Annotated in this window: 15 protein-coding genes; 7 read left to right on the top strand and 8 right to left on the bottom strand. The window is 73.4% G+C overall.

All coding sequences use genetic code 11. The features are described from left to right. Positions 1-47 precede the first annotated feature (47 nt). Positions 48-443, top strand: a complete 396-nt coding sequence (locus BN3794_RS15245; protein ID WP_066098659.1) for a DUF779 domain-containing protein — start codon at positions 48-50, stop codon at positions 441-443. Positions 444-567: 124 nt separating this feature from the next. On the opposite strand, the gene BN3794_RS15240 is transcribed toward BN3794_RS15245, so the two are convergent. Beyond that, positions 568-954: a hypothetical protein gene (locus BN3794_RS15240; RefSeq protein ID WP_078059806.1), complete on the bottom strand. Its 387-nt coding sequence runs from the start codon at positions 952-954 to the stop codon at positions 568-570. 139 nt (positions 955-1,093) lie between these two features. Between BN3794_RS15240 and BN3794_RS15235 the strand changes: the two genes are divergently transcribed. The 4 genes from BN3794_RS15235 (at position 1,094) to BN3794_RS15220 (ending at position 6,314) form a co-directional block, all read left to right on the top strand. Further along, the gene (locus BN3794_RS15235; RefSeq protein WP_066098655.1) at positions 1,094-1,492 is read left to right on the top strand and encodes a hypothetical protein; all 399 of its coding nucleotides are present in this window, start codon (positions 1,094-1,096) and stop codon (positions 1,490-1,492) included. After that, positions 1,492-2,481: a non-homologous end joining protein Ku gene (ku, locus tag BN3794_RS15230; RefSeq protein WP_066098653.1), complete on the top strand. Its 990-nt coding sequence runs from the start codon at positions 1,492-1,494 to the stop codon at positions 2,479-2,481. The genes BN3794_RS15235 and ku overlap by 1 nt, the downstream gene beginning before the upstream one ends. Positions 2,482-2,488: 7 nt before the next feature. After that, positions 2,489-5,155, top strand: a complete 2,667-nt coding sequence (gene ligD / locus BN3794_RS15225) for a DNA ligase D (protein ID WP_066098651.1) — start codon at positions 2,489-2,491, stop codon at positions 5,153-5,155. A 103-nt stretch (positions 5,156-5,258) separates the two neighbouring features. Then, positions 5,259-6,314 (top strand): Ldh family oxidoreductase, encoded by a 1,056-nt coding sequence (locus tag BN3794_RS15220; RefSeq protein WP_066098649.1) that lies wholly within the window; start codon positions 5,259-5,261, stop codon positions 6,312-6,314. 28 nt (positions 6,315-6,342) lie between these two features. Here the strand turns inward: BN3794_RS15220 and dld are convergent, their stop codons facing one another. The 7 genes from dld to BN3794_RS15185 all read right to left on the bottom strand — a co-directional run bounded on the left by dld (position 6,343) and on the right by BN3794_RS15185 (position 14,142). Next, positions 6,343-8,064 carry a D-lactate dehydrogenase gene (gene dld, locus BN3794_RS15215; RefSeq protein WP_066098646.1) on the bottom strand — a complete coding sequence of 574 codons (1,722 nt, stop codon included), beginning with the start codon at positions 8,062-8,064 and terminating at the stop codon, positions 6,343-6,345. 283 nt (positions 8,065-8,347) lie between these two features. Next, positions 8,348-9,529, bottom strand: coding sequence for an FMN-dependent L-lactate dehydrogenase LldD (gene lldD / locus BN3794_RS15210; RefSeq protein WP_066098643.1), 1,182 nt, complete (start codon positions 9,527-9,529; stop codon positions 8,348-8,350). Beyond that, entirely contained in the window at positions 9,526-10,287 is a 762-nt protein-coding gene (gene lldR / locus BN3794_RS15205) for a transcriptional regulator LldR (RefSeq protein ID WP_066098985.1), read from the bottom strand. The genes lldD and lldR overlap by 4 nt, the downstream gene beginning before the upstream one ends. A gap of 79 nt (positions 10,288-10,366) precedes the next feature. Continuing rightward, complete coding sequence (gene lldP / locus BN3794_RS15200) at positions 10,367-12,043, bottom strand: L-lactate permease (RefSeq protein WP_066098641.1); 1,677 nt, start codon at positions 12,041-12,043, stop codon at positions 10,367-10,369. Between the two features lie 242 nt (positions 12,044-12,285). Next, on the bottom strand, positions 12,286-12,738 hold the full coding sequence (locus BN3794_RS15195; RefSeq protein ID WP_066098638.1) for a DUF2214 family protein: 453 nt from the start codon (positions 12,736-12,738) through the stop codon (positions 12,286-12,288). 52 nt (positions 12,739-12,790) lie between these two features. Then, positions 12,791-13,366: a methyltransferase family protein gene (locus tag BN3794_RS15190; protein WP_066098636.1), complete on the bottom strand. Its 576-nt coding sequence runs from the start codon at positions 13,364-13,366 to the stop codon at positions 12,791-12,793. Further along, entirely contained in the window at positions 13,363-14,142 is a 780-nt protein-coding gene (locus tag BN3794_RS15185; RefSeq protein WP_147675806.1) for a hypothetical protein, read from the bottom strand. The genes BN3794_RS15190 and BN3794_RS15185 overlap by 4 nt, the downstream gene beginning before the upstream one ends. A gap of 194 nt (positions 14,143-14,336) precedes the next feature. On the opposite strand from BN3794_RS15185, the gene BN3794_RS15180 reads away from it, so the two are divergent. Beyond that, entirely contained in the window at positions 14,337-15,440 is a 1,104-nt protein-coding gene (locus tag BN3794_RS15180) for a sensor histidine kinase (RefSeq protein ID WP_066098631.1), read from the top strand. After that, on the top strand, positions 15,437-16,078 hold the full coding sequence (locus BN3794_RS15175) for a response regulator transcription factor (RefSeq protein ID WP_066098629.1): 642 nt from the start codon (positions 15,437-15,439) through the stop codon (positions 16,076-16,078). Before BN3794_RS15180 ends, BN3794_RS15175 begins: the two co-directional genes overlap by 4 nt. Positions 16,079-16,441 lie beyond the last annotated feature (363 nt).

The raw sequence follows: 16,441 nt of genomic DNA, 5'->3' as shown, positions 1-16,441 counted from the left end.
CCTTGCGGCCGGTCCCCGCGGACCGGCCGCCCTACCCCGGAGGCGGCATGACCCTCGCATCGTCCGGCGCCGCGCCCCCGCCGCAGGTGACCGCCACGCTCGCCGCGCTGCAGCTGATCGAACGCCTGCGCGCCAAGCACGGCGAGCTGCTGTTCCACCAGTCCGGCGGCTGCTGCGACGGCTCCTCGCCGATGTGCTTCCCGGTCGGCGACTTCATCGTCGGCGACCGCGACGTACTGCTGGGGCAGATCGGCGGCGCGGAGTTCTACATCAGCCCCTCGCAGTTCGAATACTGGAAGCACACCCAGCTGATCATCGACGTGGTCGAGGGCCGCGGCGGCATGTTCTCGCTGGAGAACGGCGAAGGCGTGCGCTTCCTGGTGCGCTCGCACCTGTTCACCGACGCCGAGTACGCGGCGCTGCAGCAGGCGGGCCGGGTATAGCCGCCGCTTGCGCGGGGGAAATGCGCGCAAGGCACGCCCGCCCTGGGCGCACCCTTGCGCGGTCATCCGAACTAGGCGCGGTGCGATCCTGCCGCCACGGCGGCACGCGGCCGCCCGCCGGCGTTCAATCCGGCACCTTGGCCGGCACGAACGGCGATACCGGGTCGCTGGCCGGGAAGGTCTCCTCCAGCGCCTCGTCCTGGTTGTCGCTTTCGCGGCGCTTGCGTTCGTGGCGCTCGGACTCGCTTTCCGGCGTGCGGCGCGCGGGCGTGTCCGGCGGGTCCTTGCGATCGCGGCCGGCGTGGCCGCGGGTGCCGTGCGCCGGCGGTTCCGCCACCGGCAGGCTGTCCGGCACCGGCAGCGTCGCGGGATCGTCCGCATCGCTCGGGCTGGGCACCAGCTCGTCCGGTTCGCGGCCGGCGCCGCGCTCGTCGTTCTCGTCGGCGTCGTGCTTGCCGCGCTGCTCGCCGGGCAGTGCCGGCTGGTTTTCTCGGAACGGATCGCGTGGCATGGCAGGCATCTCCACAGGCTCTCTGGAAGGACGATTGCAGCGCGATGGCGGTGAAGCAGCCGCGAACGCCGCGCGCTCACGCCGGAGTAACGGGAGGCGCGCTAGTGCTGCCGGTCCGACCCTTGCCCGGGATGCCGCCATGACGCCGCTCGAACGCCGCCCCGACCGCTCGCTGCTGCAGTGCCATCTCGAACCCCTGCCGCCGCGCGGGTGCCGTCGCCGCCAGCTGCGCGAGCGCGGCGCCGGGGCGATCGCGCAGGACTACGACCAGTGGATGCTGGCCGATTACGCCCGCCGCCGCGCCCGCGGCGGTCCGCCCTGGCGCGACCTGCGCCCGGCCTACGCCTTCGCCCGCGCCACCCATGCCGACGACTGGCCGCGCGAGGATACCGAGGCCCAGGCGGCGCTGGCCGCGCACTGGGAGCAGGTGCGCGGCGAATCGCACCTGGCCTGGGCGCGCGCGCGGCCGGTGGTCGAGGATGCCTGGCGCGCGCTGGACCACATGCCCGCCGCCGCGGTGCACGGGAGCCTGTCCTGATGGCGCGGCCGATCTGGTCGGGCACGCTCGGGTTCGGCCTGCTCAACATCCCGGTCGCGCTGATGCCCGGCGAGCGCCAGCTCGATCCGCAGTTCCGCATGCTCGATGCGCGCGACAACCAGCGCATCCGCTACGAGCGGGTCAACGCCGAGACCGGCGAGGAAGTGCCGTGGAAGGACGTGGTCAAGGCCTTCGAGTACGACAAGGGCAGCTACGTGGTGCTCGACGAGGACGAGATCCGCGCCGCCCAGCCGCAGGGCCGCGAGACGGTGGCGGTCGAGGCCTTCGTCGCCGCCGCCGCGGTGGATCCGCGCTACTTCGAGAAACCCTACGTGCTGGTGCCGGCGCGCAAGGCCGAGAAGGGCTACGTGCTGCTGCGCGAGACGCTGCGCGCCAGCGACCGCATCGGCATCGCCCGGGTGGTCATCCGCACCCGCGAGTACCTGGCGGCGGTGATGCCGCACGAGGACGCGCTGGTGCTGGTGCTGCTGCGCTGGCCGCAGGAACTGATCGACCCGGCCGACTACGCCCTGCCCGCCGGCACCGACGCGGACTACCGCATCAGCGCCAGGGAGCGGCAGATGGCGCAGCAGCTGATCGATTCCATGGCCGGGGACTGGGCCCCGGACAGCTACCACGACGAGTTCCGCGAGCGCCTGGAGGCCCTGCTGCGCCAGCGCATCGAGGCCAAGGGCGGCACCGCCGCGGTGGAGGAAGCCCCGGCCACCCCGGCCGACGCGGCCACCAACGTGGTCGATTTCATGTCGCTGCTGCGCAAGAGCCTGGACGCGAACAAGCGCACCCCGGCCCGCAAGACCGCCGCGCGCGCGGTGGTGAAGAAGACCCCGGCGGCGAAGGCGGCCAGGGCCCCGGCGCGCAAGTCGCCGGCGAAGAAGGCCGCCAAGGCCGCCGCCAAGGCCGCGGGCAAATCCGCCAGGGCGGCGCCCGCCCCGGCCAGGAAGGCGGCCGGCCGCCGCAAGACCGGCTGAGGCGCGCATGTCGCTGCGCGATTACGTCCGCAAACGCCGCTTCGACCGGACCCCGGAGCCGGCCGCATCGGCGCCGCCGCGCACGGGCGGGCACGTGCCGATCTTCGTGGTGCAGCTGCACCACGCCAGTACCCGCCACTACGACTTCCGCCTGGAGGCCGGTGGCGTGCTCAAGAGCTGGGCGGTGCCCAAGGGGCCGTCGCTGCGCCCCGGCGACAGGCGCCTGGCGGTGCAGGTGGAGGACCATCCGCTGGGCTATGCCACCTTCCACGGCGACATCCCGGCCGGGCAGTACGGTGCCGGCCACGTCGACGTGTTCGACCACGGCACCTGGTCGTGCGATGGCGACCCGCTGGCGGCGCTGGCCGCCGGCAAGCTCGATTTCGAACTGCACGGTGACAAGCTGCGCGGCGCCTGGACCCTGGTGCGTACCCACATGTCCGGCCGCCAGCCGCAATGGCTGCTGATCAAGCGCCACGACGCCTACGCCGCCGACCGGGAGGCCGACGACCTGGTGGACGATCCGCCGGCGGCCACGCCACGCCGGCCGGCGACGCGGGCCCGCCGTGCGGGGGCCGCGGCCGATCCGCCCGCGGCACCGGCCCGGGCCAGGCCCGCGGCAAGGAAGACGACAGGGACCCCGGCGGCGGCGAAGCCCGCATCGAAGGCCGTGGCAAGGACGGCGAAACGGACCGCCGCGAAGAAGACCATCGCCGGCGCAAGCGCGGTACGCGCCCGCCAGGACTGGCATGCGCAGGCCCTCGCGCTGGACGGCGCCCGCGCCGCGCCGTGCCCGGCCGGGCTGGCGCCGCAGCTGTGCACGCTGGTGCCGCAGGCGCCGGAAGGCGAGGGCTGGCTCAACGAGATCAAGTGGGACGGCTACCGGCTGCTGGCCGACCGCGTCGACGGCACGCTGCGGCTGCGCTCGCGCAACGACCTGGACTGGACCGCGAAGGTGCCGGCGGTGGCCGAGGCGGTGGCGGCGCTGCCGGTGGACGACGTGCGCCTGGACGGCGAGCTGGTGGTACTCGACGCCGATGCGCGCAGCGACTTCTCCGCGCTGCAGGCGGTGCTGGAGGGCAGCGCGCGCCAGCCGTTGCGCTACGTGGTGTTCGACCTGCTCGGCGTGGCCGGGGTCGACCTGCGGCGCACCCCGCTGCTGCAGCGCAAGCAGCTGCTGCAGGCACTGCTCGGCCCCGGCCCGGGCGTGCTGGCCTACAGCGACCACGTCATCGGCCATGGCCGCGAGGTCTACGCCGCGGCGGCGGCCAAGGGCTACGAGGGCATCGTCAGCAAGCGCGTCGATGCGCCCTACGGCAGCGGCCGCGACGGCGACTGGCTGAAGATCAAGCGCGGCGAGGGCGACGAGTTCGCCGTGGTCGGCTACACCGATCCCAAGGGCGCGCGCAGCGGCTTCGGCTCGCTGCTGCTGGCGCGCCTGCGCGACGGCGCGCTGCAGTACGTGGGCCGGGTCGGCAGCGGCTTCGACGAGGCCACGCTGGCGCAGCTGTCCACGCGCCTGCGCGCGCTGGCCACCGCGCAGGCGCAGGTCGACCTGCCGCCGCAGGTGCCGTTCTCCGCGCGCAGCGTGCACTGGGTGCGGCCGCAGCTGGTGGTGGAGGTGGCGTTCCGCGGCTGGGCCAAGGAAGGGCTGCTGCGCCAGGCCAGCTTCAAGCGCCTGCGCCCGGACAAGGACGTGGCCGAGCTGGCCTCCACCGATACCGATCCGCCGGTGCCGCAGGCCGCGGCGCCGGCCGACCCGCCGCCGCGGCGCCCGTCCCGATCCCGCACCCCAGGAGCCGCCGCCGTGGCCACCGACGATGTCGCCATCACCCATCCCGAGCGCGTGGTCTACCCGGCCTCGGGCATCACCAAGGCGCAGGTGGCCGACTACTACCGCCAGGTGGCGCGCTGGCTGCTGCCGGAGGTGGTGCGGCGGCCGTTGTCGCTGCTGCGCTGCCCGGACGGCTACGGCGGCCAGTGCTTCTTCCAGAAGCACCATGCCGAAGGCCTGGGCGCGCACGTGCACGCCATCCCGCTGCGGCAGAAGAGCGGGGTGGAGGACTACCTGTACATCGAGGATGTGGAGGGCCTGCTCGAGCTGGTGCAGATGAACACGCTGGAGCTGCATCCGTGGGGGGCGACGGTGGACGATCCCGAGCATCCGGACCGGCTGGTGTTCGACCTCGATCCGGGCCCCGGCGTGGCCTGGGATGCCGTCAAGCAGGCCGCGCGCGAGATCCGCGCGCGCCTGCGCGAGACCGGCCTGGAGAGCTTCGTGCGCCTGTCCGGCGGCAAGGGCCTGCACGTGGTGGTGCCGCTGCTGGCGCAGGCCGGCTGGGACCAGGCGCGCGATTTCTGCGACGCCTTCGCCCATGCCCTGGCCGCGCAGGCGCCGCAACGCTACATCGCCACCATGAGCAAGGCCCGGCGCGACGGGGTGATCTTCGTGGACTGGCTGCGCAACGGCCGCGGCAACACCAGCGTGTGCAACTGGTCGCTGCGCGCGCGCGAGCACGCCACCGTGGCCGTGCCGCTGCGCTGGGAGGAGCTGGCGAAGATCGATTCGCCGCAGGCGTTCCCGCTGGACAGGGCGCTGCAGCGCGCGGCGCGGTTGCGGCGCGATCCGTGGGACGGCATCGCCACGCTGCGGCAGGTGCTGCCGCGGCCCTGAGCGTGATCCGGATCAACGCCGGCGCGGCGCCGATGGGCGATCGTGTGACCATCCCATGCTGCGCTGCGGCATGGCCCGATCCCGTCTGTCCCAGGAGAGCCGCATGAACATCCCGCTCCCGGCCGCCCTCGACTTCTGCCGTGCCCAGCTTGCCGCCCTGCAGGTCGAGCCGGCCATCGCCGAGGACGTCGCCACCCACCTGGTCGGCGCCGACCAGGCCGGCTACGCCAGCCATGGCCTGTCGATCCTGCCGCGCTACCGCCAGGCCATCGCCGACGGCCACCTGGTACCCAATGCGCAGGCGCGGCTGCTGCGCGACGACGGCATGCTGATGGCCTGGGACGGGGCGCTGGGCTTCGGCCAGCACGTCGGCAAGGCCGTGGTGGCCGCGGCGATGGCACGGGCGCGGGCCCGCGGCAGCTGCGTGCTGACCCTGCGCCACGTCCACCACCTCGGGCGCATGGGCAGCTACGGCGAGCAGGCCGCGGCCGGCGGCCTGGCGCTGCTGGCCTGGACCAATGTCATCGGCCGTCCGGCGATGGTCGCCCCGTTCGGCGGGCGCCAGGCGCGGCTCACCACCAACCCGATGTGCTTCGCCCTGCCGTTGCCCGGGCGCGAACCGCTGGTGCTGGACATGGCCACCAGCCAGATCGCGATGAACCGGGTGCGCGTGCTCGCCGCCGCCGGCGAGCCGGTACCGGCCGGCGCGCTGGTCGATGCGCAGGGGCGGCCGACCACCGACGGGCGGGTGATGGAAGCCGAACCGCCCGGTGCGCTGCTGCCGTTCGGCGGCCACAAGGGCTACGGCCTGGGCCTGGTCACCGAGCTGCTGGCCGGCCTGCTCAGCGGCGGCGGCACGGTCACCCCCGAGCACCAGCACGGCGCCACCGTGGCCACCAACAACCTGTTCGCGCTGGTGATCGACCCGGCGCAGCTGGCCGATCCGGCCTGGCTCGAGCGCGAGGCCGCGGCCTACATCGACTACCTGCACGGCTGCCCGCCGGCGCCCGGCTTCGCCGCCGTGCAGTACCCGGGCGAGTACGAGGCCGGCAACCGCGCCCGGCATGCCGCGGCGATCGAGCTGGATGCGGCGACGATCGCTTCGCTGCAGGCCCTGGCGGCGGCGCTGGGCACCGCGCCGCTGGCGGTGCCGGGCTGAGCGCGGCGATCCCGGACGGCTGGCGGGCTCAGTGCCCGCCGCAGTCGCAGTCGCTCCAGCGCACCCCGCGCGGGGTCTGGCCGATGCCGGGATTGAAGCCGTTGGTCGGGTCGAGCTGGCGGTAGAACGCTTCCAGCGCCGGCTTGGCCTTGTACAGGTGGCCGACGTTGTGCTCGGCCGGGTACTCGGCCCCGCGCCTGTCCAGCAGCGCCCACATTGCGTGCTCGATCGCCAGCGGGTTGAGGCCCTTTTTGACCGCGTAGTCCTGGTGGAACACGTGGCAGAAGAAGTGGCCGTAGTAGAGCTTGACCACCAGCGTGTCCTCGATGTCGGCCGGCAGCGTCTCCACCCAGTCGCGGTCGTTGCGGCGCAGCGCCACGTCCAGGGCGACGATGTCCTCCACCTCGCGGCGATGCACCTCGCGGTAGCGCACCGCCGCGCCGGCCACCGCGAAGCGGTGCAGGAACGCCTTGCGGCCCTCCTCGGCGTCGCACTTGAACCAGCCGCCGGTGGTGGAGGCGGTGAAGTGCTGCTTGAGGAACACCTCGGTGGCCGGGGCCATCTTCGTGCCGACCTTGAGCAGCAGGTGGTGCTCGTAGCGGTCGCGGAACTGGCGCATGCGCGCCGGCAGGTGGCTGGGCAGCAGTGCCATCAGCGCCTGAATGGCGCGGTCGGTGACCCCGCGCAGGCCGAGCCGCTCGAACAAGCCGTCGATGCGGCTCTTGAGCGCGAACGCGGCCGGCACCCGGTCGGTGCCGAAGCGGTCGATCAGCAGGAAGGTGTCCTTGCCGTACTTCTCGCCGATGTCGTAGGCATCGCGGTGGATGTACTCGCCGCTGATCGGCAGCTCGTCGAAGGCGGTGAGCATGTAGCGGCGGATCTCGGTGAGATCGTCCGGGTCGTTGCTGCCGATGTAGAACACCGCCGCGTCCTCGCGCGCGAAGGTGTCCAGCCGCACCGCGAACACCGCCAGCCGCCCGGCCGAGCCGGCGGCCTCGTACAGGCGCACCGGATCGGCGTTGTAGCGCGCAGGGGTGGGCGCATCGACCTCGCGCACGTGCTGGGCGTAGTACGGGTCGGAGGCCGCGCGCTGCGGATCGTCGTGGATGTCGGCCTCGGCGTAGTCGCCGGCCTGCAGCCGGGCGAGGATCTGCTCGGGTTCCTGGCCCAGCGCGATGCCCAGGTGATTGACCAGCCGCAGCACGCCGTCCTCGCCGAGCTGGGCGTACAGCGCCAGCTGGGTGTAGGCCGGGCCGCGCCGCACCAGCGCGCCGCCGGAGTTGTTGCAGATCCCGCCCAGCACCGAGGCGCCGATGCACGAGGAGCCGATCACCGAGTGCGGCTCGCGGCCCAGCGGGTGCAGCGCCTGCTCGAGCCGGTCCAGGGTGGCGCCGGGCAGGCATACCACCTGGCGGCCGTCGTGGATCAGCTGCACGCCGGCCAGGCGGCGGGTGGAGACCAGCACGACCTCGCGGTCGTAGGCGTCGCCGTCCGGGGTGGAGCCGCCGGTCAGGCCGGTGTTGGCCGCCTGCATGATGACGATGCGCCCGGCCGCGACGATGGCCTGCAGCGCGCGCCACATCTCCACCAGGGTGCCGGGCACCACCACCGCCAGCACCGGGCCCTCGCCGAAGCGGTAGCCCTTGCGGTAGCGGCGGGTGGCTTCCTCGCCGGTGAGCACGTGGCCGGCGCCGACGGCATCGCGCAGGCGCTGCAGCAGGGTGTCGGCGGAAACGGGGAGGGCGGACATGGCGGTGTCTCCAGGCGGTTCGACGGTGATTATCGGCGTTGCGGCGGGGACGGGGCTGCGTCCTTCCGTGGCGTCGCCGGCCTTCGCGGGCGGCCGGCCCGGAGGCCGGCCATGACCGGGGCGGTGCGATCGCGGCGGATGCCGGATCCGCCGGCCGTGGCGCGGGCGTGCCGGCGCGTGGCAAACGCAGTGACCGGAGGCGCGGCGCGCACGGCCGGCGCCCCCGCGGCCCGCGCCGCGCCGTCCCCGGCACGGCCACGGGACGGAAGCCGGGCGTACCGGCTCAGTCCGTGCCGGTGGCCTGCGCCGGCGAGGCCATGGCCTCGCGGGTGAGGCCGGTGAGCGAGTCGCGGGTGATCCCGGCGACGGTCTTGGCGCCGGTCAGGGTCATCGCCACGCGCATCTCCTTCTCCATCAGCGACAGCACGTTCTCCACGCCGGCCTGGCCGGCCGCGCCCAGCGCGTACACCCAGGCGCGGCCGAGCAGCACCGCGTCGGCGCCCAGGGCGATCATGCGCACGATGTCCAGGCCGGTGCGGATGCCCGAATCGACCAGCACCTTGATGTCGCCCTTGACCGCATCGGCGATCGGCGGCAGCGCGCGCGCGGTGGACAGCACGCCGTCGAGCTGGCGCCCGCCGTGGTTGGAGACCACGATGCCGTCGGCGCCGAAGCGCACCGCGTCGCGCGCGTCGTCCGGGTCGAGGATGCCCTTGATCACCATCGGGCCCTTCCAGAACTCGCGGATCCATTCCAGGTCCTTCCACGAGATCGACGGGTCGAAGTTGGCCGCCAGCCAGCCGATGTAGTCCTCCAGCCCGGTCGGCCGGCCGCGGTAGGCGGAGATGTTGCCCAGGTCGTGCGGGCGCCCCCACAGGCCCACGTCCCAGCTCCAGCGCGGATGGGTGGCGGCCTGCCAGGCGCGGCGCAGCGGCGCGTGCGGGCCGCTCATGGCCGAGTGCGCGTCGCGGTAGCGCGCGCCGGGGGTGGGCATGTCCACGGTGAACACCAGGGTGGAACAGCCGGCGGCCTGGGCGCGCTCGAGCGCGTTGCGCATGAAGCCGCGGTCCTTGAGCACGTACAGCTGGAACCACATCGGCCGGTCGATGGCCGGCACCACTTCCTCGATCGGGCACACCGACACGGTGGACAGGGTGAAGGGGATGCCGCGCGCGGCCGCCGCGCGCGCGGCCTGCACCTCGCCGCGGCGCGCGTACATGCCGGTCAGCCCGACCGGGCCCAGCGCGGCGGGGATGGCCAGCTTCTCGCCGAACAGCTCGGTGGACAGGTCCAGCGCGGTCATGTCGCGCAGGATGCGCTGGCGCAGCGCGATGTCCTCCAGGTCGGCGACGTTGCGCTTCAGGGTGTGCTCGGCGTAGGCGCCGCCGTCGATGTAGTGGAACAGGAACGGCGGCAGCCGGCGTTCGGCGGCCGCGCGGTAATCGGTGGAAGCGGAGATGATCATGGGTGTCGGCTCTGGGGGGGGGGGAGGCGCGATGCGCGTGCGCGGCGCGCGTCGTCCTCGTCGAGCGTGCGCAGCGAGGTGTGCACGAATTCCAGGTGGTCGTGCGCGGCGGCGCGCGCACGCTCGGGATCGCCGGCGAGCACGGCCTCCAGCAGTTCGCGGTGCTGTGCCGACAGGGGCTCGGACGTGCGCGGCGACAGGTAGAGCTTCTCGCGGCTCTGCGAGATGTTGGTCTGCAGCAGCCCGAACAGCCCGCGCATCACCTGCAGCAGGACCAGGTTGTGCGAGGCCTCGGCGATGGACAGGTGGAAGGCGGCATCGGCATGGGCCTCGCCGGCCGGGTCGTTCTTGCCGTGGGCCGCCTGCAACGCCTCGTGGGCCGCGGCGATGCGCGCGCGGTCGGCGTCGGTGGCGCGCAGCGCGGCGTGCCAGGCGGTGGCGCCTTCCAGCGCATGGCGGATTTCCAGCACGTCGAAGCGGTACTCCGGATCGCCCTGGAACAACGGCAGGTAGGGCGCCAGCGGCTCGACCACCGCCTGCGCCGGCTCGTGGACGTAGGTGCCGCCGCCGACGCGGGCCACCAGCAGACCCTGGCTGGCCAGCTGGGCGATGGCCTCGCGCAGCGAGGTGCGGGACACGCCGAGCTGCTGCGCCAGCGCCCGTTCGGCCGGCAGGCGCTCGCCCGGCTGCAACCGGGCGTCGGCGATCAGTGCGCGCAGCTGCAGCGCCACGCGGTCGGAAAGGCGGGATGGCTTCATCCCGCCATTGTCCCGCGCCAGGCCCGGGCCGGCATGGCGGCCCGGTGCCGGCGACGGCGTGTCGTGGCCGTTCATCGGCTCAGGGAATCATCCACGGCAGCACGTAGGCCTGCAGGGTGACGATGATGCCCACCATCACGGTGAAGGCCAGGCTGTGCTTGAGGGTGAAGCGCAGCAGGTCCGACTCCTTGCCGACCAGGCCGACCGCGGCGCAGGCCACGGCGATGGACTGCGGCGAGATCATCTTGCCGGTCACGCCGCCGGTGGTGTTGGCCGCCACCAGCAGCACCTCGGGCACGCCGATCTGCTGGGCGGTGGTGGCCTGCAGCGCCGAGAACAGGGCGTTGGCCGAGGTGTCCGAGCCGGTCAGGAACACGCCCAGCCAGCCCAGGAACGGCGAGAAGAACGTGAACGCGTGGCCGGTGTGGGCCAGCGCCAGCGCCAGCGTCGCCGACAGCCCGGAGTAGTTGGCGATGAAGGCGAACGCCAGCACCATGCCGATGGAGTAGATCGGCAGCTTCAGCTCGTTGAGCGTCTCGCCGAAGGTGGCCACCGCGGCCCGGGGCTTCATCTTCAGCAGGGCGATGGCGATGATCGCCGCGATCAGGATCGCGGTGCCGGTGGCCGAGAACCAGTCGAACTTGTAGACCGCATCGTAGGGCACGGCCTCGGGCACCACCGGCGGCATCTTCTGCACCAGCTTGTCCAGGTGCGGCACCGGCAGGCTCAGCACCCAGCCGGCCAGCGGGCCGTCCTTGCCGAACAGCGCCTTGAACGGCTTGATGCTCCACAGCGTGACCATCACCGTCAGCACCAGGAACGGCGACCACGCCTTCAGCACCTGGCCGAAGCTGTACTTGCGCCCGGCACCGGCCACCGCGGCGGCGGCCTGGGCCGGTACCGCCTCGCCCGGCTCCGGGGCGAAGCGGAAGATGTGCCTGGGCTTCCATACCTTCAGGAACGCGGTCAGGCACACCAGCGACACCAGCGAGGAGGTGATGTCCGGCAGCTCCGGGCCGATGAAGTTGGAGGTCAGGTACTGCGACAGGGCGAACGAGCCGCCGGCCACCAGCACCGCCGGCCAGGTCTGCTTGACGCCGCGCCAGCCGTCCATGATCGCCATGATCCAGAACAGCACGATCGGCACCAGGAACGGCAGCTGGCGGCCGGCCATCGCGCCGATGTCGAAGGCGTCCAGCCCGGTGACCTGGCCGGCGACGATGATCGGGATGCCCAGCGCGCCGAACGCCACCGGCGCGGTGTTGACGATCAGGCACAGCCCGGCCGCGTACAGCGGGCGGAAGCCCAGCCCGACCAGCAGCGCGGCGGTGATCGCCACCGGCGCGCCGAAGCCGGCCGCGCCTTCCAGGAACGCGCCGAAGGAGAAGCCCACCAGCAGCATCTGCAGGCGCTGGTCCTCGGTCACCGACAGGATCGAGGAGCGGATGATGTCGAACTGGCCGGTCCTGACCGAGACCTTGTACAGGAACACGGCGCCGACGATGATCCAGGCGATCGGCCACAGCCCGTAGAAGAAGCCGTATACCGCCGAGGCCAGCGCCCGGTCCACCGGCATGCGGTAGAAGAACAGCGCCACCGCCAGGGCGATGACCACGGTGAGCGTGCCGGCCAGCCAGCCCTTCATCCGCAGCACCGCCAGGGCGACGAAGAAGAACGCGATCGGGAGCAGCGCGATCAGGCTGGAAACCCACAGGTTGCCAGCGGGGTCGTACAGCTGTTGCCAGGCTTGTTGCATGTCCACCGTCCTCCGGGAGCGAATGTGGGCCCGCCGCGCCCGGACGGGGCGGCGGACCGGCGATGCGCGCAACCGGTCCGGGGATCCGGAGCCTTCCCGGCCATTGGTCTGTCCAATTTCCGGAATCGGATTGCGTCGAGGGCGTGGATTAGAGGGGGTTTCGGGCGATCCGGTCAATTAGACCATCGATATCCGGGCCTGTTTCTCGGTAATTGGACAGACCAATTGTGGCCGGGAGCGCTTCAGAACAGGCCGAAGCGCGCCATCGCGGCCGCCGCCGCGAACACCGCGGCCAGCAGCACCAGCTCCAGGCCCAGCAGGCGGCGCAACGGGCGCACCTGCGCGGCCGGCACTGCGAAGTCCGGTTGCCGGCGCTGCTGCCGGCGCCAGCGCAGGAACGCCAGCGTGGGCGGGATCGAGGCCAGGCCGAGCTCGGCGAACGCGCCGAGCTTGGTCCAGAACCACGGGTTGTGCAGGTAGTAGTGCGGCCCCTTCATGCCGTACGCCACGCGCAGCGCGCCCACCGCCAGGACCAGCAGCGCGCTGGCCCCGTACCCGGCATCGAGCGCGGCCAGGCGGGCGATGGCCGGCCCCTGCACCGGCGCGCGCAGCACGGCCCATTCGGCCGCCAGCGTGGCGGCCAGCAGCAGGATCAGCAGGTGGTGGACGATGGCCAGGGTGAGGTCGAGATACATCGCGGCGTTCTCCGTGTCGGGCGTGGAAGGCGTGCCTGGGCCGGGGCGTCGGTCACCAGACGAACGGCAGCAGGCGCCAGGTGCGGTGTGCGTGGGCGTCCCAGCGCGCGCCGAAGGCCTGTGCCAGCACCGCCTCCTCCACCCGGATGCGGCGCGCGAACGCGGCGGTGACCGCGACGGCGATCACCGCCAGCGAGGCCCAGTCGCACAGGCCGATGCCCAGGCCGAGGAAGCACGCCAGCGCGCCGGTGTAGGAGGGATGGCGCAGCCAGCGGTACGGGCCGGACTGGATCAGCGCGTGGCCGGGCTGGATGCCCACGTCCACGGTGAACTGGCGCCCCAGCACGGCGATCGCCCAGCTGCGGAACGCCAGGCCGGCCGCGATCGTCGCCGTGCCGGTCCACAGCAGCGGTACGCGCCAGGCGGCCGGCAGCCGGCCGATGCCCAGCGACGACAGCACCACCGCGACGAAGATCGCCGTGTACAGCACCGTCCACAGCAGTTTCAGCGTGCCGGCATCGCGCGAGGCCCCGTCCTGGCTGCGGCGGCGATGGTTGAGGAACAGCTCCGTGGCCCACCACGCGGCACAGGCCACGAAGAACAGCAGTTGCGGCAGATCGAGCTTCATAGGAAAACCCCCGGACCGAACACGAATACGAAGACCCAGGCACTGCTCCAGCCCAGTGCCGCCCAGCCGGCCCCGGGCCGGAACGCGTCCGCGGCGGTGCCCGCGCCCGGGGCAGGACCCCGGCGTGCGATCCACACCAGGCCCAGCATCGAGCCGAACCCGGTCGTCGCCCCCGAAGTGAGGACAAGCCACGGGCTGATCGGGTTGAAGGCGGCCGCGAGCACCAGCAGCGCGCCGCCGCCCCAGTAGGCGCGCGTGCACAGCCAGCGGGCCCGTGCCGGGGCGATCACCGCGGCGCCCTCCAGGGCCTGCAGTTGCCGGGCCGCCAGGCGCACGGCGCCGAAGTAGGCCGCCGCGCCACCGCCAACGGCCAGCGGCCGCCACAGGCCTGCCGGCAACGCGGAAAGCGCCACCGCGCCATCGCCCGTGCCGGTCAGGCCCGACCATGCCAGGTAGGCGGTCGCGCCGAACAGGTTGAGCGTGCCGAACAGCCAGCAGAACACCCGCACGCCCGGTCCCGGCCGGCGCCACCGCGCCGCGGCCAGGAACGCGCCGAGCAGCAGGTTGAAGGCCGGCCCGGCGGCGGCCACGAGCCGGCTGCTGCCGAAGCTGGAGGTGGCCACGGTCGAGATCATCACCGTGCGCACGCCCAGCGGCAGCCAGCGCGCCGCGGCCAGGTGCGCGCCTTCGTGCAGCAGGTCGCAGGCCACGTATGCGGCCAGGATCAACCCGGACGAGGCGAGCCAGGTCGCCAGCCGATGACCGGGCGAGGCCACGGCGGCAGCGGGGCGGGGCGGGCATGCGGGGGGCAGGATCATGGGCCGGGCGGGGCAGGGCGGCAGGACGATGGCCAGCATCCGCCGGCGGGTCCCCATCGTCAGGTGCCGACCGTCATCGCCGCGCCCTGCCGGAAGTCACTTTCGGCGTCGCATCCATTGCCATTGCTGCGCGCGCTGCGCAGCATGGCGGCATGCACGGGATCCCGCGCCGCTTGCTGCAACCGCTGACCCTGGCCGGGCTGTTCACGCTCGGCGCGGTGGCGCTGGCGATGCAGTACGTCGATTCGGCCCAGCGTACCGCCGGCTGGACCCTGCTGGGCACGTTCACCGCCCTGTTCATGTTCGCCGTGCTGTCGGGCTGCCGCGACTGGCGCATGTGGCTGGCGACCACGCCGATGCCGCTGCTCGCGTTGGCGCTGATCGCGCTCGACCCGCGCCCCGGCGTGGCCCCGGTGCTGCTGGTGATCTGGGTGGCGGTCGGCATCGGCCTGTGGCCGACGCGCCTCATCGTCTCCGCCGCGCTGCTGGCCGACGCGGCGTTCTGGCTGATCCTGCGCCACGCCGGCTTCGACAACCCGTTCGTGGTGATGCTGATCAACGCCAGCTTCCAGGTGTTCGCCGGCCTGTGCGTGCACTACGCACGCAGCGCCGAGCAGGCCCGCGACGCGCTGGTCCGGGTCAATGCCGACCTGCTGGCCACGCGCGCGCTGCTGGCCGAAAGCGCCCGCGACGCCGAGCGCCTGCGCGTGGCGCGCGAGCTGCACGACGTGGCCGGGCACAAGCTCACCGCACTCAAGCTCAACCTGCGCGCGCTGGCCGACGATCCGGCGCTGGCGGCGCGGCCGGGCCTGCGCGTCGCCGGGCAGCTGGCCGGCGAGCTGCTCGACGACCTGCGCGGCGTGGTGCGCACGCTGCGCGACAGCCGCGGGCTCGACCTGGAGACCGCGATCCGCGCGCTGGCCGTGCCGCTGCCGCAGCCGGTGTTGCACCTGCGCATCGACCCCGGCGTGCAGGTGGCCGACCCGGCGCAGGCCGAGACCGTGCTGCGCGTGGTGCAGGAGGCGCTGACCAACGCCGCCCGCCACAGCCACGCGCGCGTGCTCGACGTGCACCTGGCCCGCGGGCCCGCCGGGTTGCGCCTGCACATCGAGGACGACGGGCGCGTGCGCGTGCCGCTGCGCGAGGGCAGCGGTCTGGCCGGCATGCGCGAGCGCCTCGTCGCCGCGCGCGGCGAGCTGCGGCTGGCGATCGCCCCGGCCGGGCACCTGGTCATCGACGCGAGCCTGCCGGCATGAGCGCCGCGCCACCCCCGCGCGTGGCCCTGGTCGACGACCAGGCCCTGGTGCGCGCGGGCCTGCGCGCGCTGCTCGAGCACCAGGGCATCGTGGTGGCGTTCGAGGCCGAGGACGGCGAGCAGTTGCTCGCGCGCCTGCCCGAAACCCCGGTGGACGTGGTGCTCAGCGACATCCGCATGCCCGGCATGGACGGCATCGCCGCGCTGGCCGCGCTGCGCGCGCGCGGCGACGGTACCCCGGTGCTGCTGCTGACCACCTTCGACGAGGCCGACCTGCTGCTGCGCGCGACCGAGGCCGGCGCCCAGGGCTTCCTGCTCAAGGACGCCGCGCCGGAGGACCTGCGCGAGGCGATCGAGCGCGTCGCCGCCGGCGCCACCTTGCTGCAGCCGGTCAGCACCGACCCGGTGCGCGCGCGCTACCAGTACCGCGACCAGGACGCCCCGCGCGACACCTTCAGCGAGAAGGAGGTGGCGATCCTGCGCCTGCTCGCCGGCGGCTATTCCAACAAGGAGATCGCGCGCTCGCTGTTCCTGGCCGAGGGCACGGTGAAGAACTACGTCTCGGCCATCCTCGACAAGCTCGGCACCCGCGACCGCACCCGCGCCGTGCTCAAGGCGATCACGCTGCGGGTGATCTAGCGGGCCCGGCTGGCCGGCAGGACGGGGCCACGCGTGGCTGCCGGCGGCCCCTGTCGCCGGCCCGTGCGCACGGCCCGCAGGTGCCTGGCCACCGACCTCGCCCCGGTAGCGGCGATGGCCGGCCCCGGCGCGGCATCGATCGCCGCCGCCGCGCCGCCGTGCTGGGCGCGCCGCGCCTGCCGCCGCCGATGGCGACCCCGCGGCGGCTTTGCTAGATTGCGCAGCTCGAAGCCGCCGCAGGGCGGCCCGGCACAGCCATCGCCATGCCGCCATCGTCCGTCTGCGGAGTGCATCGCGTGTGCAGGGTTGGGCCATTGCCGTCGAGTCCCGGGGAGCCGCCGTTGGCCGCTGCCGGCCAGCCGT

Origin of the sequence: Xanthomonas massiliensis, from assembly GCF_900018785.1 — a bacterium.
GTDB classification, from domain to species: Bacteria; Pseudomonadota; Gammaproteobacteria; order Xanthomonadales; family Xanthomonadaceae; genus Xanthomonas_B; species Xanthomonas_B massiliensis.
The sequence above is the reverse complement of the archived record's forward strand: the minus strand, read 5'-3'. Positions and strand labels throughout refer to the sequence as shown.

Bases quoted from the DNA above. Each gene is read 5' to 3' on its own strand.
- BN3794_RS15240 (WP_078059806.1), bottom strand. From the start codon at position 954: ATGCCACGCGATCCGTTCCGAGAAAACCAGCCGGCACTGCCCGGCGAG.
- ku (WP_066098653.1), top strand. From the start codon at position 1,492: ATGGCGCGGCCGATCTGGTCGGGCACGCTCGGGTTCGGCCTGCTCAAC.
- BN3794_RS15190 (WP_066098636.1), bottom strand. From the start codon at position 13,366: ATGAAGCTCGATCTGCCGCAACTGCTGTTCTTCGTGGCCTGTGCCGCG.
- BN3794_RS15235 (WP_066098655.1), top strand. From the start codon at position 1,094: ATGACGCCGCTCGAACGCCGCCCCGACCGCTCGCTGCTGCAGTGCCAT.
- BN3794_RS15175 (WP_066098629.1), top strand. From the start codon at position 15,437: ATGAGCGCCGCGCCACCCCCGCGCGTGGCCCTGGTCGACGACCAGGCC.
- lldP (WP_066098641.1), bottom strand. From the start codon at position 12,043: ATGCAACAAGCCTGGCAACAGCTGTACGACCCCGCTGGCAACCTGTGG.
- BN3794_RS15180 (WP_066098631.1), top strand. From the start codon at position 14,337: ATGCACGGGATCCCGCGCCGCTTGCTGCAACCGCTGACCCTGGCCGGG.
- BN3794_RS15245 (WP_066098659.1), top strand. From the start codon at position 48: ATGACCCTCGCATCGTCCGGCGCCGCGCCCCCGCCGCAGGTGACCGCC.
- BN3794_RS15220 (WP_066098649.1), top strand. From the start codon at position 5,259: ATGAACATCCCGCTCCCGGCCGCCCTCGACTTCTGCCGTGCCCAGCTT.
- lldD (WP_066098643.1), bottom strand. From the start codon at position 9,529: ATGATCATCTCCGCTTCCACCGATTACCGCGCGGCCGCCGAACGCCGG.
- dld (WP_066098646.1), bottom strand. From the start codon at position 8,064: ATGTCCGCCCTCCCCGTTTCCGCCGACACCCTGCTGCAGCGCCTGCGC.
- lldR (WP_066098985.1), bottom strand. From the start codon at position 10,287: ATGAAGCCATCCCGCCTTTCCGACCGCGTGGCGCTGCAGCTGCGCGCA.
- ligD (WP_066098651.1), top strand. From the start codon at position 2,489: ATGTCGCTGCGCGATTACGTCCGCAAACGCCGCTTCGACCGGACCCCG.
- BN3794_RS15195 (WP_066098638.1), bottom strand. From the start codon at position 12,738: ATGTATCTCGACCTCACCCTGGCCATCGTCCACCACCTGCTGATCCTG.